Annotated in this window: 20 protein-coding genes, 1 tRNA gene and 2 pseudogenes (1 of these 23 only partly in view); 7 read left to right on the top strand and 16 right to left on the bottom strand. The window is 68.9% G+C overall.

The genetic code is table 11. The annotated features are described in order from the left end of the window. Nucleotides 1-960, bottom strand: the 5' portion of a protein-coding gene (locus IAI58_RS03555; protein WP_237182721.1) for an ABC transporter substrate-binding protein. 627 nt of this gene lie to the left of the window's left edge; the window shows 960 of its 1,587 coding nt (coding positions 1-960); it begins with the start codon at nucleotides 958-960; its stop codon lies off the left edge, out of view. 1 nt (nucleotide 961) lies between these two features. Next, nucleotides 962-2,488 (bottom strand): serine hydrolase domain-containing protein, encoded by a 1,527-nt coding sequence (locus IAI58_RS03550; protein ID WP_207451391.1) that lies wholly within the window; start codon nucleotides 2,486-2,488, stop codon nucleotides 962-964. Between the two features lie 245 nt (nucleotides 2,489-2,733). On the opposite strand from IAI58_RS03550, the gene IAI58_RS03545 reads away from it, so the two are divergent. From IAI58_RS03545 to IAI58_RS03535, 3 genes are all read left to right on the top strand, one after another. Beyond that, nucleotides 2,734-3,771: a LacI family DNA-binding transcriptional regulator gene (locus tag IAI58_RS03545; protein WP_207451389.1), complete on the top strand. Its 1,038-nt coding sequence runs from the start codon at nucleotides 2,734-2,736 to the stop codon at nucleotides 3,769-3,771. A 51-nt stretch (nucleotides 3,772-3,822) separates the two neighbouring features. Beyond that, nucleotides 3,823-4,488: an RraA family protein gene (locus tag IAI58_RS03540; protein WP_237182902.1), complete on the top strand. Its 666-nt coding sequence runs from the start codon at nucleotides 3,823-3,825 to the stop codon at nucleotides 4,486-4,488. 603 nt (nucleotides 4,489-5,091) lie between these two features. Continuing rightward, nucleotides 5,092-7,812, top strand: a complete 2,721-nt coding sequence (locus tag IAI58_RS03535) for a carbohydrate-binding domain-containing protein (RefSeq protein WP_208776016.1) — start codon at nucleotides 5,092-5,094, stop codon at nucleotides 7,810-7,812. Between the two features lie 9 nt (nucleotides 7,813-7,821). Here IAI58_RS03535 and IAI58_RS22975 read toward each other — a convergent pair whose 3' ends face one another. The 6 genes and pseudogenes from IAI58_RS22975 to IAI58_RS03510 form a co-directional block, all read right to left on the bottom strand. After that, complete coding sequence (locus IAI58_RS22975; protein ID WP_237182707.1) at nucleotides 7,822-8,115, bottom strand: hypothetical protein; 294 nt, start codon at nucleotides 8,113-8,115, stop codon at nucleotides 7,822-7,824. 147 nt (nucleotides 8,116-8,262) lie between these two features. Beyond that, a pseudogene (locus IAI58_RS22970) lies at nucleotides 8,263-8,396 on the bottom strand (IS481 family transposase); the annotation flags it as partial. 250 nt (nucleotides 8,397-8,646) lie between these two features. Next, nucleotides 8,647-9,522: an HpcH/HpaI aldolase/citrate lyase family protein gene (locus IAI58_RS03525; protein WP_207451242.1), complete on the bottom strand. Its 876-nt coding sequence runs from the start codon at nucleotides 9,520-9,522 to the stop codon at nucleotides 8,647-8,649. Next, nucleotides 9,519-10,496 (bottom strand): Bug family tripartite tricarboxylate transporter substrate binding protein, encoded by a 978-nt coding sequence (locus IAI58_RS03520; RefSeq protein ID WP_207451240.1) that lies wholly within the window; start codon nucleotides 10,494-10,496, stop codon nucleotides 9,519-9,521. The genes IAI58_RS03525 and IAI58_RS03520 overlap by 4 nt, the downstream gene beginning before the upstream one ends. Further along, a complete protein-coding gene (locus IAI58_RS03515) occupies nucleotides 10,493-11,689 on the bottom strand; it encodes a CaiB/BaiF CoA transferase family protein (RefSeq protein ID WP_207451238.1) in 1,197 nt (398 codons plus the stop codon). Before IAI58_RS03515 ends, IAI58_RS03520 begins: the two co-directional genes overlap by 4 nt. Then, nucleotides 11,686-12,567, bottom strand: coding sequence for an HTD2 family dehydratase (locus IAI58_RS03510; protein WP_207451236.1), 882 nt, complete (start codon nucleotides 12,565-12,567; stop codon nucleotides 11,686-11,688). Before IAI58_RS03510 ends, IAI58_RS03515 begins: the two co-directional genes overlap by 4 nt. Nucleotides 12,568-12,652: 85 nt before the next feature. Here IAI58_RS03510 and IAI58_RS03505 point away from each other — a divergent pair, with 85 nt between their 5' ends. Further along, on the top strand, nucleotides 12,653-13,561 hold the full coding sequence (locus IAI58_RS03505; protein WP_207451235.1) for a LysR family transcriptional regulator: 909 nt from the start codon (nucleotides 12,653-12,655) through the stop codon (nucleotides 13,559-13,561). A 9-nt stretch (nucleotides 13,562-13,570) separates the two neighbouring features. On the opposite strand, the gene IAI58_RS03500 is transcribed toward IAI58_RS03505, so the two are convergent. The 3 genes and pseudogenes from IAI58_RS03500 to IAI58_RS03490 form a co-directional block, all read right to left on the bottom strand. Then, nucleotides 13,571-14,377: an IS5 family transposase gene (locus tag IAI58_RS03500; RefSeq protein ID WP_207451233.1), complete on the bottom strand. Its 807-nt coding sequence runs from the start codon at nucleotides 14,375-14,377 to the stop codon at nucleotides 13,571-13,573. Nucleotides 14,378-14,441: 64 nt separating this feature from the next. Next, nucleotides 14,442-15,772 (bottom strand): annotated as a pseudogene (locus IAI58_RS03495) (IS701 family transposase). 131 nt (nucleotides 15,773-15,903) lie between these two features. Beyond that, the gene (locus tag IAI58_RS03490; protein WP_207451539.1) at nucleotides 15,904-17,076 is read right to left on the bottom strand and encodes a hypothetical protein; all 1,173 of its coding nucleotides are present in this window, start codon (nucleotides 17,074-17,076) and stop codon (nucleotides 15,904-15,906) included. Nucleotides 17,077-17,211: 135 nt separating this feature from the next. Between IAI58_RS03490 and IAI58_RS03485 the strand changes: the two genes are divergently transcribed. Both IAI58_RS03485 and IAI58_RS03480 read left to right on the top strand, forming a co-directional pair. Further along, the gene (locus IAI58_RS03485) at nucleotides 17,212-17,628 is read left to right on the top strand and encodes a hypothetical protein (RefSeq protein ID WP_207451537.1); all 417 of its coding nucleotides are present in this window, start codon (nucleotides 17,212-17,214) and stop codon (nucleotides 17,626-17,628) included. A gap of 112 nt (nucleotides 17,629-17,740) precedes the next feature. Beyond that, a protein-coding gene (locus IAI58_RS03480; protein WP_208776015.1) for an IS5 family transposase occupies nucleotides 17,741-18,495 on the top strand; the annotation gives its coding sequence in 2 pieces (ribosomal slippage) (nucleotides 17,741-18,074 and nucleotides 18,074-18,495; 756 coding nt in all). Between the two features lie 545 nt (nucleotides 18,496-19,040). Here IAI58_RS03480 and IAI58_RS03475 read toward each other — a convergent pair. Both IAI58_RS03475 and pip read right to left on the bottom strand, forming a co-directional pair. Continuing rightward, nucleotides 19,041-19,117: transfer RNA gene (locus IAI58_RS03475), tRNA-Arg, on the bottom strand. A gap of 59 nt (nucleotides 19,118-19,176) precedes the next feature. Next, complete coding sequence (pip, locus tag IAI58_RS03470) at nucleotides 19,177-20,127, bottom strand: prolyl aminopeptidase (protein WP_207449915.1); 951 nt, start codon at nucleotides 20,125-20,127, stop codon at nucleotides 19,177-19,179. Nucleotides 20,128-20,281: 154 nt separating this feature from the next. On the opposite strand from pip, the gene IAI58_RS03465 reads away from it, so the two are divergent. Further along, nucleotides 20,282-21,052 (top strand): hypothetical protein, encoded by a 771-nt coding sequence (locus IAI58_RS03465; RefSeq protein ID WP_207449917.1) that lies wholly within the window; start codon nucleotides 20,282-20,284, stop codon nucleotides 21,050-21,052. Between the two features lie 100 nt (nucleotides 21,053-21,152). On the opposite strand, the gene IAI58_RS03460 is transcribed toward IAI58_RS03465, so the two are convergent. The 3 genes from IAI58_RS03460 to IAI58_RS03450 form a co-directional block, all read right to left on the bottom strand. After that, nucleotides 21,153-22,388 (bottom strand): multidrug effflux MFS transporter, encoded by a 1,236-nt coding sequence (locus tag IAI58_RS03460; RefSeq protein WP_207449919.1) that lies wholly within the window; start codon nucleotides 22,386-22,388, stop codon nucleotides 21,153-21,155. Further along, nucleotides 22,385-22,840, bottom strand: coding sequence for a MarR family winged helix-turn-helix transcriptional regulator (locus IAI58_RS03455; RefSeq protein WP_207449921.1), 456 nt, complete (start codon nucleotides 22,838-22,840; stop codon nucleotides 22,385-22,387). Before IAI58_RS03455 ends, IAI58_RS03460 begins: the two co-directional genes overlap by 4 nt. Before the next feature lie 69 nt (nucleotides 22,841-22,909). After that, nucleotides 22,910-24,163, bottom strand: coding sequence for an MFS transporter (locus tag IAI58_RS03450; protein WP_207449923.1), 1,254 nt, complete (start codon nucleotides 24,161-24,163; stop codon nucleotides 22,910-22,912). Nucleotides 24,164-24,445: the final 282 nt, after the last annotated feature.

Here is a 24,445-nt window from a genome sequence, read left to right as displayed (position 1 = left end):
GTAGCCAGCGGCCAGGAAATCCGCCTGATCCGTCGCATAGGCCAGGGCCAGCCGGGCGCGCGGGTCATTGAAAGGCGGGTGCAGGTGGTTGGGCCGCAGCATCACCTGGTTGGCCAGGCTGGAATAGCGCTCCACCTTGATGTCGCGGCTGCGGCTGATGACGGGGATCAGGTCCTGCCCCGGCTGCTCCCAGATATCGATCTCACCGGTCTGCAGGGCCGCCGCCGCCGTGGCGGGGTCCGGCATGATGGTCCATTCGACGCGGTCGAGCTTCACGACCCGGCCGCCGGCCAGCCCGTCGGCGGGTTCCGCGCGCGGCACGTAATCGGCGTTGCGGTCATAGACCACCCGCGCGCCGCTCTGCCATTGCTCGCGGTTGAAGCGGAAGGGACCGCTGCCGATGGTCTGCGTCACCGGCGTCATCGGGTCGGTCGCCGCGTCGCTCTCCCGCATGATGGCGGGGATCTGCCCGACCGCCGAACCCAGGGCGAAGGGCACCATGCCCGTGGGCTTCGTCAGCCGCAGCGTGAAGTTGCGGTCGTCCTGCGCCTCCAGCGCCGCGGTGTATTCGGCCATCTTGCCGCCCACCGTGTCACGCTTCATCCATCGCTGCAGCGAGGCGATGACATCGCGGCTGGTGACAGGACGGCCGTCATGGAAGCGGAGCCCCTCCCGCAGGCGGAAGCTCCAGACCAGGTTATCCGGGGAGGTCGAGAAGCTCTCCACCATCTGCGGATGAGGCTGCAGCTTCGAATCCCAGGCGAAGAGCGTCTCATAGATCATCAGCCCGTGCATGCGGGTGATGACGATGGAGGCGAAGACGGGGTCCAGCGTCTTCAGGTCAGCATGCGGCGCCACGCGCAGCACGCGGTTCGGCGCCGGTTGCGCCATGGCTCCATGGGCCAGACTCAGGGCGAGCGGCGCGGCCGCGGCAAGCAGTGCGAGGCGTGAACGGTTCAAGTCAGTCCTCCTGATGGACGTGACGATGGAGGTGCAGGACCCGGGCCCGGTGGCTGGCCACCCTCAGCGAGCCGTCCGGCTGCAGCCAAAGGCAGGGGCGGTGCCGCCAGGGACCGTGGGCGAGCTCGGCAAGGGCCCGCCCGCCGGGCAGGGGCGTGAGCTTCGTCTCCCAGCCCAGGCCACCCGCCCAGGGAAGGCACGCCGTGCCATCGCCGCGGATGGTGATCCGCAGGCCGAGGCGTGGCTCATGCCATTCGCCGGCCAGCGCGGCATCCAGCGCCTGCCCCGCAGGCACGCGCAGCAGCCGCCGCGCCACCCCACCGATCCGGCCGGACAGGATATCCGGCCCCTCCGCCCGCAGCTGGATGTCGAGATAGGCCGGCAGGCTGCGCGCGCCGCCCTCGGGCAGCGCGGCCAGTTGCTCATGCCCGCCCATGAAGCTGATGGACCCGGCCGTCATCTCCGCCCAGAAGGGCCCTTCCGCGGCCGCGAACAGTCCGGTGGGGAGATCGCGCGGCGGCTCCGGCAAAGGCTGCTCCACCAGGGCGGCCAAGACCCGCAGGGCGGGCCAGAGCGCGTCCTCCTCCCGGTTGGTCATGACCACGACGCCGAGATCATGCTCCGGCGCCAGCAGGAAGTGGTTGCGATAGCCCGGCAGCGAGCCGCCATGGCCCAGCAGCGTCACATCCCCCAGCCGGGTCTGCACCAGGCCCAGCCGGTACAGGCTCTCCGTGCCGTCGGCGAAATACCGGGGCGCGGCCAGGCGCTCCAGCATCCCATCCAGCGGCCCTTGCCCGGCCAGCAGCGCCGAAAGCCAGCGCGCCAGGGCCACGGCGCTGCCGGCCAGCCCGCCCGAGGCGGAGAAATTCACTCCATACCGCCCGCGCCGCCAGGACGCGCCGTCCCACCAGTAGCCAGTGGCCAGGCCGGGCACGACTTCCGTCTCATCGCCGGGGAAGGCGACCGGCAGGCCGAGCGGCGCCAGCAGGTTGCGGCGCAGTGCCTCGGCATAGGAGACGCCACGCTGTGCTGGGAAGACCGCCTGGGCCAGACGCCAGCCCGTATTGGAATAGGCCATCTCGGTGCCGGGCGCGGCGTTCAGGCCGGGCAGGCGGCGGGCGAGGCCCAGGATCTCCTCGGCGCCCAGGCTGGCGGTAAAGGGCACGCCCTGCTGCCACAGCAGTTCCATCATGTCCGGCAGCGCGGCGGTCATATCCAGGGCCCGGAGCAGCGGCACCCCACCCACCGCGGCCGGCAGCCCGCCAAGCAGCGTGCCCAGCGGCGCCTCCAGCGGAATATCCTCCAGCAAGGCCGTCACGGCGAGGAAGTGTTTGCTGATGGAGGCGAAGCGGCTCGGTGTCTCCGGCAGGAAGGGAATGCCATGCTCGATGCTCGCCAGCCCGCCCGCCATCGCCTGACGGATGCCGGCGCTGTCGAAGAGCAGGATGGCGCCGCCAGGCCCGCGCGCGTCACTCCAGGCGCGGGTGACGGCGGCGGCCTCCTGGGTCGCGCTGATCCAATCCGGCATGCGGCGTCTCCCGGCGGCAAAAGGACGGAGGCATGGCCCCACCACGGCATTCCCCCAGCCTTCGCGGCCGCCGTCAACTCCCTCCTCCATGCGCGGCGGCACAGGTCATCACGCGGATGCCGCCTCCCATATCACGCAGAGGCCGGGGGCGCGCTTGTCCCCCCTCCCCCGCCTCATCATAACCACGGGCCTTCAAGCGATGCCGGGCAATTCCAGCGGGCAGTTCCAGCAGGCAGGATGACGGCGTGGATCAACAGAAGCCCACGAGGCACAGAAGCAGCCGGCTGCGGGATGTGGCCGAGGCGGCGGGCGTCACGCCCATGACGGTGTCCAATGTCCTGAACGGCCGCCCCGGCGCCAGCGCCGAGACACGCGCGCGCATCCTGCGGGAGGTGGAGCGGCTGAACTACCGTCCCGATGCCAATGCCCGCCGCCTGCGCCTGAAGCGCACGGGCGCCATCGGCGTGCTGGTGCTCGACAGCGCGCCGGACTACCTGCGCGACCCCTTCATCACCAACGTGATCGCCGGACTGGGCAATTTTGCCGCCACGCAGGCCTTTTCCCTGGTGCTGCAAGGCATGAACCCGAATACCGACGGCACGGTGCCCCTGCTCTCCCATTCCGAGACGGATGCGCTCTGCCTGCTGCTCTCCGGCCCCGAAGCGGCCCGCAGGCGGTTGCTGCAGCAGGTGGAGCGGCTGCGCCAGCCGGTGGTGCTGGTGCAGGAACACGCCGCCGGCGGCCTCAGGGATGTCTGCCTGATCCGCCAGGACGACCGGGAGGGAGGCAGGATGCTGGGCGCCTATCTCCGGGCACGGCTGCCGCGCCAGGGGCTGGTCTTCTTCCTGACACCGGAACTCGCCTGGACGGCCCAGGCCGAACGCGCGGAGGGGCTGCGCCAGGGGCTCGGTGCCGGTTTCACGGTGCGGCTCATCCTCTGTGGCGATGAGAGCTGCCCCGCCACCCAGGCCGCCCTCGCCGCCGCGCTGGAGCGACATCCCGCGCCCGCCGCCATCGTCGGCGGCAATGACCAGATGGCGCTGGCGGCGATGCTGCTGCTGCGGGGCCGGGGGATCGCCGTGCCCGATGCGATGCCCGTCGCCGGCTTCAACGGCTTTGAGATGTTCCGCTATGCCTGGCCGGCGCTGACCACCGTCGTCAGCCCCGCCTACGAGATCGGCGTGCGGGCGGGCGAGGAGATCATGGCGCGGCTGGAACAGACTTCCTTCCGCATGCGCGACATCATCCTGCCCGTACATCTGCGGGAAGGAGGATCCTGTTGACAGCCAGCTTCCGGCCGCGCTCAGACTATAACGTTAAATAGGGAGCCCGCCGTGAGCGAAACCAAGACGGTTCTGGAACGCATGCAGGACCGGTTGTTCACCGCCCTGCTGTCCGACGTGCTGGATAGCCTGGGCCATATGCACCAAGCCCTGCCCGCCCGCATCCGCCCGCTGGACGAAGCCTGCCGCATGGCCGGCCGGGCGCGTACCGCGCTCTATCTGGATGTCTATGAGGCCAGGGAGGGCGAGAACCCCTATGACCTCGAGATCGATCTGGTGGATTCCCTCCAGCCGGGCGAGATCCCGGTCTTCGCCTGCGGCCACAGCGGCCGCATCGCGCCCTGGGGCGAGCTGCTGAGCACCGCCGCTCAGGTGCGGGGCAGCAGCGGCGCGCTGATGGACGGCATGGTGCGCGACGTGACCGCCATCCGCGCCATGGGCTACCCGGTCTTCCATGGCGGCATCGGCCCGCTGGACAGCAAGGGCCGCGGCAAGATCGTGGCGGTGGATGTGCCGGTGGAATGCGGCGGCGTGCGGGTCTGCCCCGGCGATTTCGTCTTCGGCGACGCCGATGGGGCGATCGTGGTGCCCCGGGCCCTGGAGGCCGAGGTGGCCAGGCGGGCCGAAGTGAAGCTGAAGGGCGAGAAGGAGACGCTGCGGGAACTGCGTGCCGGCGTGCCGCTGCGTGTCGTCTTCGAGAAATACGGAATCCTCTGAGCCGGCGCCCCGCCCTTCCTGGCCCCAGGCCGGGCGGGCCTGGGATCGGCGGGGGCCTCTCGCCGCATGGCTATTCACCCCGGCCGCGGGATCTCTGCCCAGGCCACGGCGGCGCAGACCGGTACCCGGCACCGCCGATAGCAGAGCCTGGCCTGCCGGCGGTATCTGATCCGGACGATGCGCCGTGACGGCCCGTCAGTTGGCCGCCACAAGGCACCTTTCCCCAACGAATCAGTTCCTCCGGCTCGGCCGGCGGCCTGAAGCAGGGCGATTCGGTGCTGGGATGCCGCCGCACCGCAATCACAGATCAGGGAGGTTGGCTCGGGCGAGCCACAGCTGGGCTCAGTCTCTGAGCTGCGCTGCCGCTCGCAATCGTACTGCTGAGACAGCGGCGAGCCAGCGCCTCCTATTCCCCTCCGCCCCTTCGCAACCGCAACCCGCCTCAACCATCCAGTTAAAACTCAGTCTTGGAAATCGTCTTTGAGTTATGAGACATCCGAGCCATTTAAAAAAATGCATCCCGCTTTAATGTTTCAAGTATATATTATAGATGGAGAAATTTTATATAGCGCGACCGTCGCATCTATGTATTTCTCGCCGCCCATGACCATTTCACTGACCCTTGAGAACTCCGGCTCCGACGCTCTTGTCGGTGGCGTGACAACCTTCGGCCAAGTCTTCGTGCGCGGAGAACTTCCGGCATCTTCCGGCCTCACCGCCCGGATCGGCGGCCGCGAGGTCCCCGTGCAGATGGACATCAAGTCCACCCATGAGGATGGCTCGGTGAAGATGGCCGTGCTCTCCCTCGAGCGCCCCGATCTCGCCGCCGGCCAGAGCCTCGCCCTCAGCCTCGCCCCCGCCGCCACGGCCGCCACCGGCGCCGCCGTCGACCTCGCCGCCGTGGCCCGGCAGCACAGCTTCAACGTGACGCTCGACACCGCCGCCGGCACCACCCAGGTCGACGTCCTCGCCGCCCTGCAGCAGGCCATCGCCAACGGCACCGCCAGCGTCTGGCAGGACGGCCCGCTGGCCAGCCAGGCCCGCGTCGAGATGACCCTCGAGGGGTCGCAGCGCCTGATCTTCGACGTCACCGCCTTCAAGGACGGCACCCTCTCCGTCGACGCCCAGTTCAACAACGACCGCGCCATGGAGGCCACCGGCGGCCGCGCCAACTACGGCGTCACCGTCACCATGGATGGCCAGGTGCTGGCGAAGGAAACCGTCAGCCAGGGCCAGTATGAGAACTGGCACCGCAGCTTCCAGCTCGACGAGCAGAATGGCGGCCAGGGCCTGGGCGACGCCCAGAGCGGCTGGCTGAACATCCGCCATGACATCGCCCACCTGCAGCAGACCGGCGCCGTCGCCAATTACGACCTCGGCCTCAAGGTCTCCGAAGCTGTCCTGAACAATCTTGGCAACACCATCGGCGCGCCCGGCTGGGACGCGCCGCTCGCCGCCAATGACGTGATGCAGTACATGCCGAATACGGGTGGTCGCCGCGATATCGGCTTCACCACCTTCGGCAACACCACCTGGCTGCTGTCGCAGGATGCGCGTGCCGCCGAATACGCCCTGGGCCAGGCCGAGGCCGCCAGCGCCATCCCCTGGCACCACTGGGACGCCCGGAACGACAGCTGGCTCAGCACCGACGACTACCCCCGCCTCTGGACCGATGGCCGCGGCGGCCAGGGCCGCCCGGGCGACGCCAGTTCCGGCTCGCTGGTGCAGTTCAACGACGGCCAGTCCGGCTGGGTGCTGGATGTGGCGCACCAGCCCGACCTCTCCTTCGTGCCCTACCTGCTGACCGGCGAGCGCTGGATGCTGGACAACCTGAACGCCCAGGCCAGCTGGAACATCCTCGCGCACTGGCCGGAAGAACGCAGCATGGCCGAGGACCTGGTGGTCAACGGCAACCAGGTGCGCGGCGCCGCCTGGTCGCTGCGGCAGATCGACAATGCCGCCTTCGCGGCGCCGGACGGCAGCGCGGAGAAGGCCTATTTCACCGCGGCCTCCGAGAGCAACTGGAAGTGGCTGGTCTCGCAGATCCCCACCTGGACCGAGCAGCAGGGCGAGGCGCATGGCTGGGTGCCGGGCGTCTACGGCACGGCGGGCGCGCTGCCGCCGTGGCAGCAGGACTACTTCGCCTCCACCGCGATCGCCGCCGCCGAGCGCGGCAATGCCGACGCGCTGACGCTGCTGGACTGGATGTCGAACTTCCTGATCGGCCGCTTCCAGCATGAGGCCGATGGCCTGCCGCAGCATGACGGCGCGGCCTATCTTATCGCCAACAGCGACCCGGTGACGGGCGAGATCTACAAGACCTGGGCGGAGATCGGCGCGCAGACCAAGGCGCGGGACTGGTCGAACGGCGAGGGGTGGCAGCACAGCCAGGGCGACTATGCGCAGCTGGCGCTGGCGACGCTCTCCGGCCTGGCGCAGCTGACCGGCGATGCCGAGGCCGCCCAGGTCTACCATGATCTGCGGGCCGAGAACCCGCCGATGACCAGCGGCGACATCTACGCCAACGACCCCACCTTCGCCCTGGCCCCGCCGGGAAGCCACATCATCCCAGGCGTGCCGGTGACGCCGACGCCACCGGTCGTGCCGGACCGGCCTGACAACTCCGATGACGGGAACCAGCCGGTGCCACCGGCAGATCCGGATAACGGGAACGGTCCCGCCACTCCGAGCAAGCCCGGCGAGTCGACCGACGGGAACGCCCCCACACCTGTGGACCCGAATCAGCCGACCCGGCCGGATGAGACGGATACGCCGGCCGGCGGCGGTGTAACGCAGCCCGGACCCGTGACCGATCCGAACATACCCAGCCAGCCCGACAGCACGACCCCGCCGGGCAATTCGAATAATATCAGCTGGCCCGGGCCTGTGACGGACCCGAACATGCCGGCGACTTCCGCTCCCATCCTACCGGATGCGGGTCACGGCAACTCCAACACCACTCCGGCTCCGGGCTTGAAGGCGGCGGTGCCGCTTACCCTCACGCTGAGCGGTGACTCCTGGCGGGGGGATCCAGCGGCGGTTGTCTGGGTGAATGGAGAGGAGATCTACCGTGGAACTGTGCCTGGGAACGGTATTCAGCACGGCACGGAGTTGATGCTGGGGAATGTTGCCGCCGATACGGCCCATGATGTTGTAGTGGCCTTCACCAATGATGCCTCGATGGCAGGTGTCGGGGACCGGAACCTCTTCGTCAATGACATCCATCTGGGGGATGCGAGCCTCGGTAGCAGCGCCGAACTTTGGAGCAATGGTGAGGCTCATTTCAGTGTCCCGCCAGCCTCGGATGAACTCTTTTTGTCCTGAGGGCATTACCTAGCTGCCCGGTTGTGAGACCTCCTTGGCGTCCTCAGCAATGAGGCGTGCGCGGGCGATGTCCTCTGGTCCGGCTCGACCTTCAGGTGTTTCGGGTTTGCGGCGGGCGAGCTTTCGTCGCGCCCGGAGGCGTTCCTTGACAACCTGGCCGGGCGTCCTGCCGTCGAGGACGCGCTGGCGGCGGGCGTTGTAGGCGGCGTTGAAGCCTCGGAGCAGATGCTCGAGCTGGGCATGGGACCAGATGGCGATGCCCAGCACCTCGCTGCCCACCCGTCCGTTGAACCTCTCCACCATGCCATTTGTTTGCGGCGGTTGGACGTATGCGTCCAACCGCCGGGTGTGGCGATACGCCGCGCCGGGCTCAGCGCACACCTTGGCAAGAACGGGGGTGAAGCAACTGCCGTTGCCGGTCAGCACGTGGGTGAGGCAGTCTTCCGGTCCGCGCTGGCGCCACTTGCGGATGGTCTCGCTGCTCACGCCGAAGCGGCGAGCCAGGACACCGAGGGTTCGGAGGAGCGGGCGATCTCAGCCCGGACGGCGGGGGTGGTGCGGGCATTGGAGTGGATCTGGTGCATGGCTCACCTGCCTCTCGGCACAGCGCCCCCCAGGCGCTCAAAGCGATAGGCATCATCTACGATGGCCGGCCCGACGGGATCCCAACAATGTCCCGCGACCAGACATGAAGTAGGTAGGTAAACCTTCCCTCGCCCGGAAACAAAATTCTTCACAATCAAGGATTTGCGACCGAACAAGGAAGATGGTGTGGCGAGGGAAAGCGGGAGCGAAAATTCGCCCCCGCTTCCCGCATCGCCGGAAGCCCGGAGCTTACCCCCTCGCCGTTGCCAGGAGACGACGCGCGCGCCGGAGGATAGGCTCATCGACCATCCGCCCATCGACCTGGAAGGCGCCGCGCTTCTCCAACGCCGCCGCTTCCGCCGCGGCGAGCTGGCGGCGGGCTAGGTCCAGCTCCGCCTCGCCGGGCGAAAAGGCCCCGTTGAGGACCGCCACCAATGCCGGATGCACGCAGCTCGCGCCCACGAAGCCGGATCGCCGGGCCTCTTCCGCGACGCGCCGCACGCGGTCCGCGTCGCGGAAATCCGCGACGCTGCCCAGCGTTCCCAGGGGAGCGATGCCGGCCGAAGCCGCCGCCAGCACCATCCGCCGCTTGATGTCCACGATGAGCGGATCATCGGCCGCGCTGCCGCATTCGGCGGCCAGATCCTCCGCGCCGACCAGCATCCCGGCGACCCTCGGGGCGGCGGCGATCTCCTCCATCCGCAGGGCGGCGCGGGGTGTCTCGATCAGCGGCACCACCATCGCCGGCCGGGCACGCGGGTGCTCGATCTCCAACTCGTCCAGCAGTTCCGCCAGAAGAGCGAGATGCTCGGCGCCGGTCACCTTCGTCACCAGCACGCCATCCGCCCCAGCCGCCATCGCCGCTTCCAGGTCCGGCACGGCGAGCCGCAGCGGGCGGTTGATTCGCACCAGCACATCGGCGCCACCGGCGCGGCAGGTCGCCACCGCTCCCGCCAGCGCCTCCCGCGCCTCGGTCTTCGCATTGGCGGGAACGCCATCCTCCAGGTCGAGGATGATCGCATCCGCCCCCGCGCCGGCCGCCTTGGCGATGAAGCGCGGCACGCTCGCGGGAACATAGAGCATGGAGCGCCATGTCGCGGCGCGCACTCCCTCCATGCCGCTCATTCCGCGACCACCCCGGCCGCGCGGATGACCTGGGCCCAGCGCGGCACCTCGGCACGGATCAGGTCGCCGAAGGCGGCCGCCGTCATGGGCTGGGGGTTCGCGCCCTCCTTCCTGAACCGGTCCGCCACCGCCGGGCTGCTGAGCGCCTGATTGATCTCCTCGTTCAGGCGGCGGATGATCGGCTCCGGCGTGCCGGCGGGCGCGGCGATCCCGTACCAGGGCTGCACGTCGAAGCCGGGGGCCACCGTTTCCGCCACGGTCGGCAGATCCGCATTCGTCGGCATACGCTCGGGGCTGGTCACCGCGAGGGCACGCAGCAGCTTCTGCTCGACGAGCGGCATGACCGTCGGCGCGCCGCCGAGCGTCAGATCCACATAGCCGGCGACGAGGTCGTTGATGCCCGGTGCCAGGCCGCTATAGGGCACATGCTCCATCTTAACGCCGGTCGCTTCCAGGAAGGCGAGCATCACGATATGCCCGGCCGAGCCATTGCCGGCGGAGCAGTAGCGAAGCTCGTTCGGGTTGGCCCTGGCGAAATCCACCAGCGCCTTGATGTCCTGGAAGGGCTTCTTCGGATTCACCACCAGCACATTGGGCAGGCTGGCGATCAGCGCGACCGGGGCGAAGTCCTTCACCGGGTCGTAGGACAGCTTCGGGTAGATGGCCGGATTCACGGCCAGCGTGCCGATGTGACCGAGCAGCAGCGTGTGGCCATCCGGCGCGGCGCGGGCGACCGCATCCGACCCCACGGAACCGCCGGCGCCGGCACGGTTCTCCACGACCACGGGCTTGCCGAGGCGGATCGAGAGCTGGTCAGCGATGGCGCGGCCGATATTGTCGTTCGCCGCGCCTGGCGGAAAGGGCACGACGAGGCGTATCGGCTGGTTCGGCCAGTCGCGCTGGGCGAAGGACGGGCGAATGACGGGGGCGGCAAGGCCGGCCAACCCGCCGAGCAGGAGCGCGCGCCGGTTCATGCCGCTGTCTCCCGCTTGCGCCCGAGTAGCCTGGTGCGTTCCTCTTCGCTGTAGCCAAGCTCGGCAAGGATCTCCTCGCCATGCTCGTTCAGGCGCGGTGCCTGGCGGGAGGGCGCGATGCCCGACCCGCCGTATCGGCTCGCATGTCGCAGGCCCAGCATTGTTTCTTCCTCCCCATCCGCTTCTTCATTCACCAGCACGCCGGAGCCGCGCAGCTGCGGATCCTCCAGCAGGCTCTGCAGTGAGTGGCAGGGCATCGAGGGCACATCGTGCTTCCGCAGCACCTCGACCCATTCCGCCGTGCTGCGCGCGGTCATCGCCTCGGCACGCAGCCTGAAATATTCGTCCACATGCACGATCCGCGATGCCACCGTGGCGAAGCGCGGGTCCTGCTTCAGCTCCGGCCGGCCGATCGCATCGAAGAAGGAGCGGGCCTGGATGTCCGTATTGGCGGAGACGCAGATATAGCCGTCCCGCGTCTTCAAGGGCCGGGCGTCGGGCGTCATGATGCGCGGATCGCCCATGTGCCCATTAGGCTCGAAGGTGCGCTGGTCGAGATGCTGCATCAGCACGAAGCCAGCCATGGTCTCGAACATCGGCACTTCGATGGCCTCGCCCTGGCCACTGCGCTCCCGCGCCACGAGCGCGGCGCAGATCGCCTGCGCGGCCGTGATGCCGGTGACATGGTCAGCCAGGACGAAGGGCGCGAAGCGCGGCGCACCGAACAGCTCGGCATGCGCGCCGGCCACGCCGGAAACCCCCTGGATGATGGTGTCGTATGCGGGCGCGCCCTCATAGGGCCCGCCCGAGAGGAAGCCCACGATGGTGCAATGGACCATGCGCGGGTTGAGCGCCGACAGATCCTTCCAGGACAGGCCGAGCTTCTCCAGGGCGCGCGGCCGCATGTTGGAGACGAAGACATCCGCGCGCTCCGCCAGCCGCCGCATGGCCGCGGCACCCTCCGGCGATTTCAGGTCCAGCGCGATGGACCGCTTGTTGCGGTTGAAGTGCAGGAACTTCGGCGCCATGCCCGGCTCGCGCGGGCGTCCGCCCAGGCGGCGCATCACATCGCCTTCCGGCGGTTCCACCTTGATGACATCGGCCCCCTGCTCGCCCAGGATCAGCGTGGCGGCCGGACCCACGATGGTGCTGGTGACATCGAGCACCCGCAGTCCGGCGAGCGGGCCGCTCACGACGCGGCCTCCGGCCCCGCCGCCTCGGCCTGGGCGACGGGGCGCCCCTTGGCATCGAGCGCCCAGAGCGAGAGGCCACCGCCTTCCTCACGCCGCAGCCGCAGCTCGCCGCGCTGGCCGAGGAAGAAGGGGCGCACGTTGCGCACGAAAAGCCGGCCCAGCCGCCCGCCTGGGAGGTGCCGCTTCGCCAGCTCGGCCAGGCGCATGGCTGTAAGCCCGCCATTCACCACCAGGGCAGGATAGCCCTCCTGCTCCTGCGTGTAGGGCAGGTCGTAATGGATGCGGTGGGCATTGAAGGTCAGGGCGGAATAGCGGAACAGGTTGGTGGGGTCCGGGGCATAGTCCTCCCGCGCATGCGGCTCCGGCAGAGCGGCCTCGGCCGCGGCGGGCGGCGCCCCGGCACCGGGCGCGGCCTCGGGCCGGTAGACGATGTCATGCTCCTCCCGCACCGCGGCCCTCCCCTCCGCCTCGACGACGTGGTCGACGCGCACGAAGACCATCTCCCCGGAGCGTCCGGTCTTGTGGGTGATGGCGGCGACGGTGGAGGTGCGGCGGATCTCCGCCCCGATCGGCAGCGGCGCCAGGAAGTGCAGCCGGCGGCCGGCGAACATGCGGCGCGGCAGCGGCACGGGCGGCAGGAAGTCTCCCTTGCGCGGATGTCCGTCCGGACCAAGCTGGGATTGCCGCGCGGTGGGGCTGAAGAAGATGGCGTGCCAGTTCTCCGGCAGGGCGTCGCCGCGGCGATAGGCGCCTGGGTCCTGGTCCAGGAGCGCCGCCAGCCGCCGCACGATGGGCAGGCTGGCCTCGTCCTCCACCACCTCGCTGCGGCCGATCCAATCCTGAAGGCGCGCGACTTCGGACACGATGCTGCTGCTCATCCGGTTCCTCCCATTGCCACCGGTGTGCCGCCACTTCTGCCGATGTGTCCAATGCAACGAGATGACTGTTCGATCAGCTTGGTGCATGCTGCTCCGCGTCATGCATCTCGACCTTCCCGGCCTCGAGGCCTTCCTCGCTGTCACTGACCTCGGCTCCTTCGGCCGCGCGGCGCAGCGGCTCGGGCTGAGCCAGCCGGCCCTGACGCGGCGCGTGCAGCGGCTTGAGGCGATCATCGGGGCACCGCTGCTGGAACGCTCTGGCCGGCCGGTGCAGCTCACCCCCGCCGGAGAGACGCTGCTGCCGGAAGCACGGGACGCGCTGGCGAGGTTGAGCAATGCCATGCGCCGGGCCGGTGCGAGGCCGGCGGTAGCGGATATCGTGATCGGCTGCCTGCCGACACTGGCCGTGCGCTACCTGGGCGCGGTACTGGCCAGCCACCACAAGCGCTGGGGCGGGGCCGTGGTGGTCCATGACAGTTCCGCCACCGAGATCCGCAACCTGCTGGTCGAGAACCGGCTGGACTTCGCCCTGGCGGCCATCGGCTCCGAGCGGCGGGAGCTGGAGGTGACGCCCCTGCGGGAGGAGCCGTTCTTCCTGGTCTGCCCACGGGACCATCGCCTGGCCCGCCGCAAGAGCGTCGCCTGGGCCGAGCTGGCACAGGCGCCGCTGATCTCGATCGGCCCCCTGAGCGAGAACCGGCGCATCATCGAGGCCGCCTTCCGCCGCGCCCAGGTCAATGCCAGCTGGCAGACCGAAGTGCGTCACCTCGGCTCCGCCGTGGCGCTGGTCGCGGCGGGAGCCGGCATCACGATGCTGCCGGATTCCGCGCTCTTCGGCGAGGCCACGAAGTCGGTCGTCCGCATTCCCCTGGTGCAGCCAACCGTGTCCCGCACGATCGGGCTGTTGCAGCGGCGCGACCGCCTTCTCACACCTGCGGCGCGGGATCTGATGGAGACCTTGCGGGCAGCCGTGGTGGCGTCAGCGTCTGAATAGAGGTGCTTCTCAGGGACCTGCTGTGAGTTGAGCGGCCTGCTTGAGCATGATGCAGGCGAAGGCGACGAGGTGGAGGTCGGCCAGAGTGCTCGCATAGCGCTCGTAGTCCTTCACCAGGCGCCGAAAGCGAGTGGCCCAGGCGAAGGACCTTTCCACTACCCAGCGTCGCGGCAGCAGGATAAAGCCGCGCTTGGCTTCCGGCAGCCTGACCACCTCCAGCTCGATGCCGTGGGCTTTCGCGGCATCGGCTGCTTTCCGGCCGGTGTACCCCTGGTCGACATAGGCCAGATCAACACTTTGCCCTGTGGAGGATTGCACCGCCTGGGCCAGGCGTCCGACTTCGGCCCGGTCGTCCACGCTTGCGGGCATGACGTGCAACGCCAGCAGATGCCCCAGTGTGTCGACCGCCAGGTGCAGCTTCGAGCCCTTCTTCCGCTTCGCGCCGTCATAGCCCCCCCGTTCGCCGCTCTCCGGCGTGGAGCGCAAGGTGCGGCTGTCCAGGATAGCAGCGCTGGGCTGCGCCTTTCTCCCTGCGGCAAGCCGCAGCACGGTTCGAAGGTCCTCGGCCAGCGCCTCGAAGCAGCCTGCCGCCAGCCAGCGCTGCGTTTGCTGGTACACCGCCGCCCAAGGTGGCAGGTCATTGGGCATCCAGCGCCAGGGCGCGCCGGTCTTCACCACGTAGCGCAGCCCGTTGAATACCTCGCGCAGTGAATGCTCCCGCTGTCCGACGTCCTCCGGCAGGAGCGTCAGATAGGGCGCGACCAGCGCCCATTCTTCATCAGACACATCGGATGGGTACGGCTTGCGGGCAGTCATACCCCGCAACCTGATCGTTACCAGGCCATAGGTCCATAACAACCTCTAGCACTACCTGGGCATTTTATGATGAGGTGACAGGAACCTGCGTCGGCAGTGCGGACATCGGATCGGCGTGACGAGATGGCTGAACAGGCGGTCGAGAATGGCGCGTCGCACGGCGGGCAGGCTTGGTGAGGGTGGCGGGCCCGGCATTGGGGGCCGCATTTTCCCCCCGCCTCGTCCGGCGGTGCGCGGCGAGGCGGAGGTGCTGCAGGTAGGCACAGGCGATGCAGCTCATCAACGCGTGTCGGTGCAGGCCTGTCCAGGACCGTCCCTCGAAGTGGCCGAGCCCGAGTTCCTGCTTCAGCTGCTGGTGCGCCTGTTCGCAGATCCAGCGTCCTTTGATGGTGGCCGCCAGCGCCCGCAGCGGTGTGTCGGCGGACAGGTTGCTCAGATAGTACTTCCGCTCGCCGCTAGAGCGCCATTCGCCGACCAGCCAGGCTTCATCACCCGGCAGATGCCGGTTGTTGCCCCAAACCGCGCCGTCGCCCACCCGGATGCGCGCCGCGGCGAACCGGGCCGCCAATGCGCCCTTGGTACCCTGCCGCCAGGCGATGCGGCGCCAGGTTTGCGAGGCCAACACCCTCTCCGCCTCTGCTGGCTCTTCGTTCGGCACTGGCTTACGAGCCCGTCCCTGCGGCGGCACCAGCTGCACGGCGGCGCTGTAGACCTTCTGGTTGCGCGGGATGCCCACCGCCCAGCGCAGATCCCGAGCATCCAGGCCCTGCCGGAACGCCGCACTTGCGCCATAGCCCGCATCGGCCAGCACAGTGCCGAACCGCACGCCCGCCGCCCTCAGCCGGTCGAGTTCGTCCAGTGCGATTTCGGCCTTGGTTCGCGGCGCCATCGCCGCCTCCGGCACGCCTGCCTGGGCACAGCGTGCAGGGTCATCGGTCCACTTCTCCGGCAGGAACAGCCGTAGACCGACCGGAACAGGCACCTCGCCCTGTGCCAGGGTGAGCGACACCAGCGATTGGCAATTGGCCTTCTTGCCGAGTTGGCCGCAGTACTGCGGCAGCACGCGACTGACATCGTGCCTTTCTTAGGCAGCGCCGTGTCATCGATCACCAGCCAAGCCTGCGGACCGCCGACCAGCTTGTCGGCCTGCTGCGCCAGCACCGACCACAGCGGCGCATCATCCCAGGCGGGGCTGGCGATGAAGTGCTGCAGCTGGTCGTGGCCGCCCAAGCCAAGCCGGGCGGCCATCGGCTGCAGGCTCTTGCGCTCGCCGGGTCCGAGCAGACCCCGCAGGTAGAGCGGTGCCCAGGTGCGGCGGGTCTTGCGCCCCAGAACCTCCAGGAACGGCGCTAGCCAGCGATCCAGATCTGCTCCACCACCAAGGATGCTCGTCATCATCGTCGCCTCCAGCAGGAGGCGTCGCACACCATCAGATCATACGCAAACAAAATGCCCAGGTAGTGCTAGGCGGCGCCCGCGACGGACGCCAGCCAGCAACTCAGTGTGGTGGCGCCTCTCGCGCCGGATTACCCGTCCCTTCCGTAGATGGACTCCGGCATGATCAGGCTATGGCCGTGGACGCGCGCGCTCATCCGCAGCCGCAGGCCCTGCTGCAGATACCGCTCCAGGGGCTGGTCGGCGGGTACGCGGATATAGTCCTCCTCGTAGCGAGTCGGGCTGACCACGTAGCAGCCGTCCTCGTAGATGTGCGGCACCAGCTTCATGCCCTTGTTCTTGCCGCGTTTGACGAAGGCGTGCAGCCGGTTATTGGCGCCGCCGGATGTCGCGATCGGCCTTGGCGTCGGAGCGGGGTCCAAGCGCGGTGTGGAAGCCGATCTCATCGGGGCCGGGATGACCACTGGCACGGGCGACGGTGGCGCGGCAGGGGTGACCACCTCCCCCCGGAGCCTGGCGACCGAGATCCGCATCCGCTCGGCTGCGGCGAGCAGTCGGGGCACGCGGTGGCGTACCGGATCGCGGGGCTGCAGCGTCGAGGGATCCCGCAGGCCGAGATAGACGTCCACCTGGCTGCCGCCGCTCTTGGACGGGTGCGCCAGGGCACCGAGGATGCGCTCCGGGGCCAGGAGGCCGCGCGCCGCAGCGTAATCCAGCGCGTCCAGCGGCGTCGGGCCGAGGGCGATGAAGACCGCCTCTTGCGGCAGCAGCGCCAGCTCGGGGAGGAAGTGCTGTTCGAAGCACTCGCGCAGCGCCGCGGAGCGCATGACGTCCTCGAAGGAGCCGTTGAACATGTCCTCGCCGGTGAAGGCCGCGTGCGGCACCACCGAGGTCGAGTGCAGCAGGTGCGGCGATCCTTCCCAGAACTCTAGTTCATCCTTCACGCCCATCAGGGACGCGAAGCCGAAATGTCCGAGCATCTTCAAGAGGCCTGGGCGCATCTGGCCGCCAAAGGCGCCGTGCGGCTTCACCAGGCGCAGCACCTCGTCATGCGGTCGCCCGACGCGCAGCAGCATCTGCGCCTTCCCGTAAGCGAGCTTCAGCTGCTCTGGACCAGGCGTGATGCCGACCAGGACCAGCTTGGCTCGACGCTCGACGTGCTCGAACGGGATGTAGAAGACCTGATCACGACCGGAGGCGCCGACCAGCGTCCCAGGGCTGCGGACGGCTTCTACGCCAGCACGGGCAATCAGTGATGCGAAGGAGGACAAGGATGCTTGAGGGTACGGGGGTAGCGGCGACATGGGCAAGAGATCCTCCGGTAGCGGCTCGGCCGGAAGTATCGGCACTGCGAAATCGTTCCGCAACAGCAAAGTATAGGCTAAGATGGACAATTCGTACGAAATGTCCGCAGGTGCTGGCGATGGAGGGCAGTGCGCATGGCGATGGATCGTCAGAGCCAGTTGGAGGCGGTGGTCGCGCAGTTGCAGGCGCGGATGGACCGGCTCGAGGCGGAGATGGTCGAGTTGCGCGAGCGTGGATTCGGACAGACCCGGAAGGCCAACGCCAAGCGGACCCTAACCGCTGCCGAGAAGGATGACATGGTGGTAAAGGAGATCGTCGATTTCCTTCAGCGCAATCACCGGGTCGGCACCACCGACCTGGATCTGCTGGGCTATCCGTATTTCGGGCGCTGGGGGAACCTGCGCACCCGGGTTGCGGCCGACCTGAATGAGAAGGGCATCCCGGCGCCGCGCGGCGGATACTGGTCAGCCAAGCAGATCAGTCGCGCGCTGCAGAGGCACTCGGCCAAGAGGATGGAGGCCAGGAAGGCGGCCCCGGACAGCACCGGTTGATCGCTGGCGTGCGGATCCAATTTCCTGAGGTCTAGGTAGGGAACCCATACAACTTATTGGCGCTGCTGGTGTTTTATCTCCTGAACGGGTTTGAACGGCTCAGGAGGCTGAGATGGCGCGGTTGTTCTGGCTGTCGGATGAGGCTTGGGCTGCCATTGAGCCACACCTGCCGCGCGGCAGGCCAGGCAAGCCCCGCGTGGATGACCGGCGGGTGATCAGCGGCATCCTGCACGTGCTCAAGACCGGCTGCCGCTGGCGCGATGTGCCTGCGGCCTACGGTCCGCCGACCACCATCTACAATCGCTTCAACAGGTGGTCCGGACGTGGTCTGTGGCAGCGCCTGTTCGCGAAGATGGCCGCCTCCGGCGAGATACCTCAGGAACTCAGCTTGGACAGCTCCCACGTGAAGGCGCACCGCTCGGCCGCGGGTGGAAAAGGGGGGAGTGGACGCAGGCGGTTGGCCGCTCGCGCGGCGGCCGCACCTCGAAAATCCATTGTCTGGCCGATGATCGCGGCCGACCGGTCGCTTTCGCGCTGACGCCGGGCAACACCGCCGACATCAGCATGGCGCTGCCACTGCTCGGGGCCGTGGCCGCACCGAAGTGCCTCATCGCAGACAAGGCTTATGACGCCGAAAGCCTGCGGCGCTGGCTCAAGGAGCGCCGCATCAAGGCCGTCATCCCTTCCACCGCGACCCGCACCAGGCCCTACCCACTCGACCGCCAGGCCTATCGGCGCCGCAACCAGATCGAGCGCCTGTTCTGCCGCCTCAAGAACTGGCGGCGCGTCGCCACCCGCTACGACCGCCTGGCCCAGAACTACCTGGCCTCACTCGCGCTGATCGCCGCCGTCACAGAGTGGATCTGAATGAGTCCCCTACCTAGTGCCGACCGCGCTGAAACCGGCCTTTGACCCAAGTTTTTGAGTTCCGTACTAAAACGGCCAAGTCAGGAGGTCCGGAGAGAAGGGGCCTCCGGAGAGCGAATTCTCGCCGTCTCCACGCGCTATCGATCAACAGGTCTGCCCCAAAAACCCCAGGAAACCTGCCACTCAGCGCGGCAATTGGTCTGGCGGAGAGCACGGCTCACATGAGAACTGGCGGAGCAGACGGGCTTCGAAGCATCGGTATGCTAGCTCCCTGCTATTCTGGCACGCCAAATTTTTAAGCAGCGGAGGCATTCGAACTTCAACTCTCACCGGCCTCGGCTCAGAGCAAAGGCAATTAGATCAGTTACTTAAACCTTGTAGAGGAAGTCGGCTAAGTCCCCAGCTTCGGAGAGATTAGGCCATTTGGAGAGAGAATTCCGGCCTTCTCCGACCTCGGCTCTCCCCAGGTCCTTATGCCAATCCAGGCGGAACCTGGGCTTCTGAGCGGTAGCTCCCCGTCCGGAGAGCATTTCTCAAGAGGAAGCTGGTGTCCCCGGCGGGATTCGAACCCACGGCCCCAGGATTAGGAATCCTGTGCTCTATCCTGCTGAGCTACGGAGACTCCAGCGGGAAGGGTTTAACCTTCCCGCGCCCGCCGGTCCACAGTCCTTCGCCGTGGCTTCAGCTACGGCGCCGGAAGCGCTCTACCGCCGCCACCAGGGCTATCCTCACCCCGGGCTCCAGCGCCGAGTGCCCGGCATCGGGAATCACGGTCAGCCGTGCCCGTGGCCAGGCGGCTGCCAGGTCAAAGGCGGATTCCGCGGGGCAGACCATGTCGTAGCGGCCCTGGATGATCTCGGCCGGAATATGCGCGATCCTTCCCATGCCCCCCAGCAGCCCCTCCGGGGGCAGGAAAAGGTCATTGGCGAAGTAGTGCGCCTCGATCCGCGCCAGCCCCAGGGCCGAGCGGTCCTGGGCGAAGCTGGCCACGGTGTCCGGGCTGGGCAGCAGGGTGCTGCACATGCCCTCATACTGGCTCCAGGCCCGGGCGGCGGGCAGGTGCACCTCCGGCTCGGGGTGGCAGAGCCGCCGCAGATAGGCACCGAGCAGATCCCCCCGCTCGGCTTCCGGCACATGCTCGGCGAATTCGGTCCAGGCATCCGGGAAGACGCGGCGGAGGCCGTAGAGGAACCACTCCACCTCCCGCTTCCGGCCCAGGAAGACGCCGCGCAGCACGCAGCCCGTCACCCTCTCCGGATGCGCCTGGGCATAGGCCAGCGCCAGGGTCGAGCCCCAGGAGCCACCGAAGAGCAGCCACTGCTCCACGCCCAGGAAATTCCGGAGCAGTTCGATATCCCGCACCAGATGCGGGGTGGTATTATCCCGCAATTCTCCCAGCGGGCGGGAGCGGCCGGCGCCGCGCTGGTCGAAGATGATGATGCGCCATTGCTGCGGGTCGAAGAAGCGGCGGTGCACGGCCCCGGCCCCCGCCCCCGGCCCTCCATGCAGGAAGAGCACGGGCTGGCCACGCGGGTTACCCGCCTGTTCCCAATACATGACGTGCCCGCCGGAAAGCGGCAGCAGGCCCGTTTCATAGGGCGCGATGTCGGGAAAGAGGTCTCCGCGGGGCATGCCGGAGTGTGGCCCGGCCCGGCCCGTCCACGCAACAGGATGGCCCGGCCGCAGGCCCGCGGAACCCCTGGGAGCAACCTCCCGGCGCGGATTATTGCGTCAGTTCGCCCGCGGCCCCTTCGCGCGGGCGGGCTTCGTGCCTAACTTGAGGCGAATGGCGAGTTCCTCTTCCTCCACCGGGTCGGAGGCGGGCCAAGCGGCCGGCTCCGTGCGTTGCGCCGTCTGCGGCGGCGAAAGCCGGCAACCACCCTTCCGGCCCGGCCCGCCCGAGCAGGCGCCGGATCTCGACCTGCGGCCGGGCGAGCCGCTGCGCGGCACCATGGCCCGCTGGCTGCAGCAATGCCCGCATTGCGCCTATGCCGCGCCGGACATCGCCCGCGCCCATCCCGCCGCCGCCGAGGCCGTGGCCGCCGCCCCTTTCCGTGCTCTGGTGGCGGAGACCAGCTATCCCCCGCTGGCCCGCCGCTTCCTGGCCTGGGCGCATGTGCTGGAGGAAACGGGCGCCCTGCATGCGGGGGCCGAAGCCACGCTGCATGCCGCCTGGGTGGCCGATGACATGAACCGCCCGGACCTCGCCTCGGAATGGCGCCTGGATGCCGTGGCGCTCTGGCGTAGCGGCCCGCCACTGGATGCCGAACAGACGGTGCGGGTGATCGATGCGCTCCGGCGGGCCGGGGCCTGGGCCGATGCCGCCGCCACCGCCGAGAGCCTGGCCGCCACCAACCCGCCTTCCCCGGTGGCGCAGGTGGCCGCGCTGGAGGCCAGGCTGGTCGCGGCGCAGGATAGCGGGCGGCACACCCTCGCCTCCGCCATCCCCCCCAGCTTTCCCCGACCGCATGTGGCGCAGCAGCGTATCGGTCGCACGCGTGGCCAGGGTGGCTTCCGCGCCTGGCTCGCCCGTCTGTTCCGGCGTGGTGGGGCCTGAGTTCCAGCGGCGGCACGAGGCCGTGATACGGCAGGGTTCCAGGTTGCCGCCATGCCACCTCCGCTGAAGGGACGGGCTCAAAGCCGGGCCCGGACGGTGCTCAGGCCGGCTCCCGCCGCGCCGTCACGCCCGTCTCGCGCATCGCCACCCAGAAGCCCAGCTGCGCGACCAGCCCCGAGCCCACCAGTACCAACCCCGCCGCCAGTGCCGGATCGCCACCGATCCCGGCCAGTGCCGTGCAGATCGCACCCACCGCCATCTGTATGAAGCCATAGAGGCCGGAGGCCGAGCCGATGACCTGCGGATTGACGCCGATGGCCTGGGTCAGCGCCGCCGGGCTGGCGATGCCGGCGCCGAGCGTGAAGATGAAGATCGGCGCCACCGCCCAGGCGACACTCAACCGCCCCGACAGCGCCGCCCCCAGGAAGAGCGCGGCCCCCAGCAGGCTCAGCAGATTGGCGCGCACCATGACCCGCCCGATCGCCGCCCCACTCATCAGCCGGCTGGCCAGCACGCTGCCCAGCCAGACGCCGCCGATCATGATGGCGAGATAGATGCCTACCTCCTCGGCCGGGCGGCGCAGCTCATTGACGAAGATGAAGGGAGCTGAGGCGATGAAGGCATACATCGAGGTCGTCGCGCAGCCGCCGCCCAGCGCATAGCCCAGGAAGGTCGGGGAGCGGAGCAGGCGCAGATAGTTCCGCATCAGCGTCGTGCCGCCCAAGTTGGCTGCCCGCCGCCCCGTCTCCGGCAGCATGCGCCAGGCGAAGAGGAAATTGACGGCGCCCAGCCCGCAGAGCAGCACGAAGATCGAGCGCCAGCCCATGGAGGACGCCATGGCACCGCCCAGCAGCGGCGCCAGCCCCGGCCCCAGCGTCACCATCAGGTTCATCAGTGCCAGCCGGCGCGCGGCCTCCTGCGGCCCCGCCAAGTCGCGCACGATGGCGCGGCCCAGCACAAGCCCGGCGCAACCCCCCAGTGCCTGGAACAGCCTTGCCGCGATCAGCGCCTGCGCGTCCGGCGCGAGGGCCGCGGCGAGGCCGGAGAGGGTATAGAGCGTCAGCCCGATCATCAGCACGGGGCGGCGGCCATAGCGGTCCGACAGTGGCCCATAGACGAGCTGCCCGAAGGCCAGCCCAAGGATGTAGAGGCTGACCGTCATCTGCATCGCCCCGGCACTGGCGCCCAGGTCTCGGCCCGCCGACGGCAGTGCCGGCACGAAGATATGCATGGCCACGGTGCCGCTGAAGGTCAGCAGCGCCAGCAACCAGAGCGGCACATGCGGCCGGGGCGCCGCCGGCACCTCGGTCGCCTCCGCCCCCGCATGCGCGGTCATGGCGCGGCTTCCTCCGCCGCTTCGGAAAGGGTGCGGCAGATGCGGTCGAGCACGTCATGCGCCGTCCCGATCTCCTGCTCGGAGAGGCAGGCCAGGGTGGCGTCGCGAACCTGACGCGCCACCGCCTCGACCTGCGCGACGATGGCATGGCCGGCTGGCATCAGCACGATGGCGCGGGCGCGGCGGTCGGCCTCCTCCTCCCGCCGCTCGATGAAGCCGGCGGCCTGCAAGGCATCCAGCAGCCGCACGACGGAGGAGCCGTCGAGCCCCAGCGAGGCCGCCAGCTCCTTCTGCCGCATCGGCGCCTGCGCGCGGGAGAGGTGGAGCAGCGGCCGCCAGGTGGCCTCGGACAAGCCGAAGGGCTGCAGGCGGCGGTCCAGGGCGCGACGCCATTGCCGCGCCGCATGGCCGATCAGCATCGGCAACCGGCCACGGAGGAGGTCCTGGGACATGGCGGCGCTCCTAATAAATGCGATCCCATTAGATGGGATGCCATCTGACAGATGGACTGACAACACCCATCAGCGCCTTGGCGCCGGCACCTGCATCGTCGCCAGGATGGCCGCTCCCAGTGCCAGGAAGACCAGCACGGTCGCAATGCCCAGGCGCTGACTGCCTGTCATGGCCGTCACCGCCGCCAGGGTGGCCGGCCCCAGGAAGCCGGTGATGCGCCCCGAGAGCGCGAAAAGGCCGAAATAGGCGGAAGCCTCCCGCGGCGGCGCCAGGGCCGCCATGAGGCTGCGGGAAGCCGATTGCGCCGGCCCCATGAACAGCCCCAGGACCATGGCCAGCCCCCAGAACACCGTCTTGCTCTGCACCAGCACCAGGCCCAGGCCGATCACGATGATGCAGCCCAGCGCCACCAGGATAGTGCGCTTCGCCCCTATCCGGTCCTCCAGCATCCCGAAGCCGGCGGCCCCGAGCCCGGCCGTGACATTCAGCGCGATGCCGAAGAGCAGGATCTCCTCAAACTTCATGCCGAAGACGCCCGCGGCATAGATGGCGCCGAAGGCGAAGAGCGTGTTCAGCCCGTCCGTATAGAACAGCCGCGCCACCAGAAAGCGCGCCATGGCGGGGTGCCGTGGCAGGCCGCGCAGCACGCCGCCGATCTCGGCCAGCCCACGCCGCGCCGCTTCCCCCCAGCGTGGGCGCGGTGGGGGCGGGTCCGGCAGGGCCAGCAGCACCGGCCAGCCGAAGAACAGCATCCAGGCCGCCACGAGCAGCGCCGTGGCGCGGACATGCTCCGCCTGCCCCCGGTCCAGTCCCAGCGGCGAGGGATCGGGCAGCACCAGCAGCAGCAGGCAGACCGCCAGGCAAGCCAGCCCGCCCGCATAGCCCAGCCCCCAGGCCAGGCCGGACACCCGCCCCAGCCGCTCCGGCGGCGCCACCTGCGGCAGCATGGAATTGTAGAAGACCGTCCCCAGCTCGAACCCCACCGTCGCCAGGCCGACGCAGACCAGCGCCCAGACCGCATCCTGCGGCTGCGGCTCGGTGAACCAGATCAGTGCGGTGAAGAAGGCCGTGAAGAGGATGCAGGCCAGCAGCATCAACCGCCGCCGCCCGCCCGCATCCGCCACCGCCCCCAGCACGGGGGAGAGCAACGCGATGGCGATGCCCGCCAGCGTCTGCATCCAGCCCCACATGGCCTGCCCCGTGGCCGGGTCCGCCGCCACGCCCTGCGCGACATAGGCGGCAATGACGAAGGTGGAGACGACCGTGGGAAAGGCGCTATTGGCCCAGTCATAGAACGCCCAGGCCCAGGCCTTTCGCGACATCGGCTCATCCTTCGTGGTGATCCGCGGGAGTGTGCCCGGTCAGGACCAGAGGGAAAAGCCAGGGCAAGGCTTGGGGTTTCTCACGGGCCAGACGCCGGAGGGCACTGCCCCTCCAGACCTCCCCGCTGAGGTGACAGTGTCACCCCAGCCCCCCGCCGTCCGTCTGGCGCAGGGGGCAGGGTCGGGTGCGCCGGAGGTCGATGACCTCCGGCGCCTGCGGCCTCAGCTCGCGCGGCCTTTTTCGAAGATCTTGAACGCTGACGGGCATCGCCGCGCCGGGGA

The sequence above is a fragment of the Roseomonas marmotae genome, from assembly GCF_017654485.1.
Lineage (GTDB): Bacteria > Pseudomonadota > Alphaproteobacteria > Acetobacterales > Acetobacteraceae > Pseudoroseomonas > Pseudoroseomonas marmotae.
This window is presented reverse-complemented; position numbering and strand designations above follow the sequence as displayed.

Coding starts and splice junctions, on each gene's coding strand:
- IAI58_RS03550 (WP_207451391.1), bottom strand. CDS start 2,488: ATGCCGGATTGGATCAGCGCGACCCAGGAGGCCGCCGCCGTCACCCGC.
- IAI58_RS03535 (WP_208776016.1), top strand. CDS start 5,092: ATGACCATTTCACTGACCCTTGAGAACTCCGGCTCCGACGCTCTTGTC.
- IAI58_RS22975 (WP_237182707.1), bottom strand. CDS start 8,115: ATGGTGGAGAGGTTCAACGGACGGGTGGGCAGCGAGGTGCTGGGCATC.
- IAI58_RS03525 (WP_207451242.1), bottom strand. CDS start 9,522: ATGAGCGGCATGGAGGGAGTGCGCGCCGCGACATGGCGCTCCATGCTC.
- IAI58_RS03520 (WP_207451240.1), bottom strand. CDS start 10,496: ATGAACCGGCGCGCGCTCCTGCTCGGCGGGTTGGCCGGCCTTGCCGCC.
- IAI58_RS03510 (WP_207451236.1), bottom strand. CDS start 12,567: ATGAGCAGCAGCATCGTGTCCGAAGTCGCGCGCCTTCAGGATTGGATC.
- IAI58_RS03505 (WP_207451235.1), top strand. CDS start 12,653: ATGCTGCTCCGCGTCATGCATCTCGACCTTCCCGGCCTCGAGGCCTTC.
- IAI58_RS03500 (WP_207451233.1), bottom strand. CDS start 14,377: ATGACTGCCCGCAAGCCGTACCCATCCGATGTGTCTGATGAAGAATGG.
- IAI58_RS03490 (WP_207451539.1), bottom strand. CDS start 17,076: ATGTCGCCGCTACCCCCGTACCCTCAAGCATCCTTGTCCTCCTTCGCA.
- IAI58_RS03485 (WP_207451537.1), top strand. CDS start 17,212: ATGGCGATGGATCGTCAGAGCCAGTTGGAGGCGGTGGTCGCGCAGTTG.
- pip (WP_207449915.1), bottom strand. CDS start 20,127: ATGCCCCGCGGAGACCTCTTTCCCGACATCGCGCCCTATGAAACGGGC.
- IAI58_RS03465 (WP_207449917.1), top strand. CDS start 20,282: ATGGCGAGTTCCTCTTCCTCCACCGGGTCGGAGGCGGGCCAAGCGGCC.
- IAI58_RS03460 (WP_207449919.1), bottom strand. CDS start 22,388: ATGACCGCGCATGCGGGGGCGGAGGCGACCGAGGTGCCGGCGGCGCCC.
- IAI58_RS03455 (WP_207449921.1), bottom strand. CDS start 22,840: ATGTCCCAGGACCTCCTCCGTGGCCGGTTGCCGATGCTGATCGGCCAT.
- IAI58_RS03450 (WP_207449923.1), bottom strand. CDS start 24,163: ATGTCGCGAAAGGCCTGGGCCTGGGCGTTCTATGACTGGGCCAATAGC.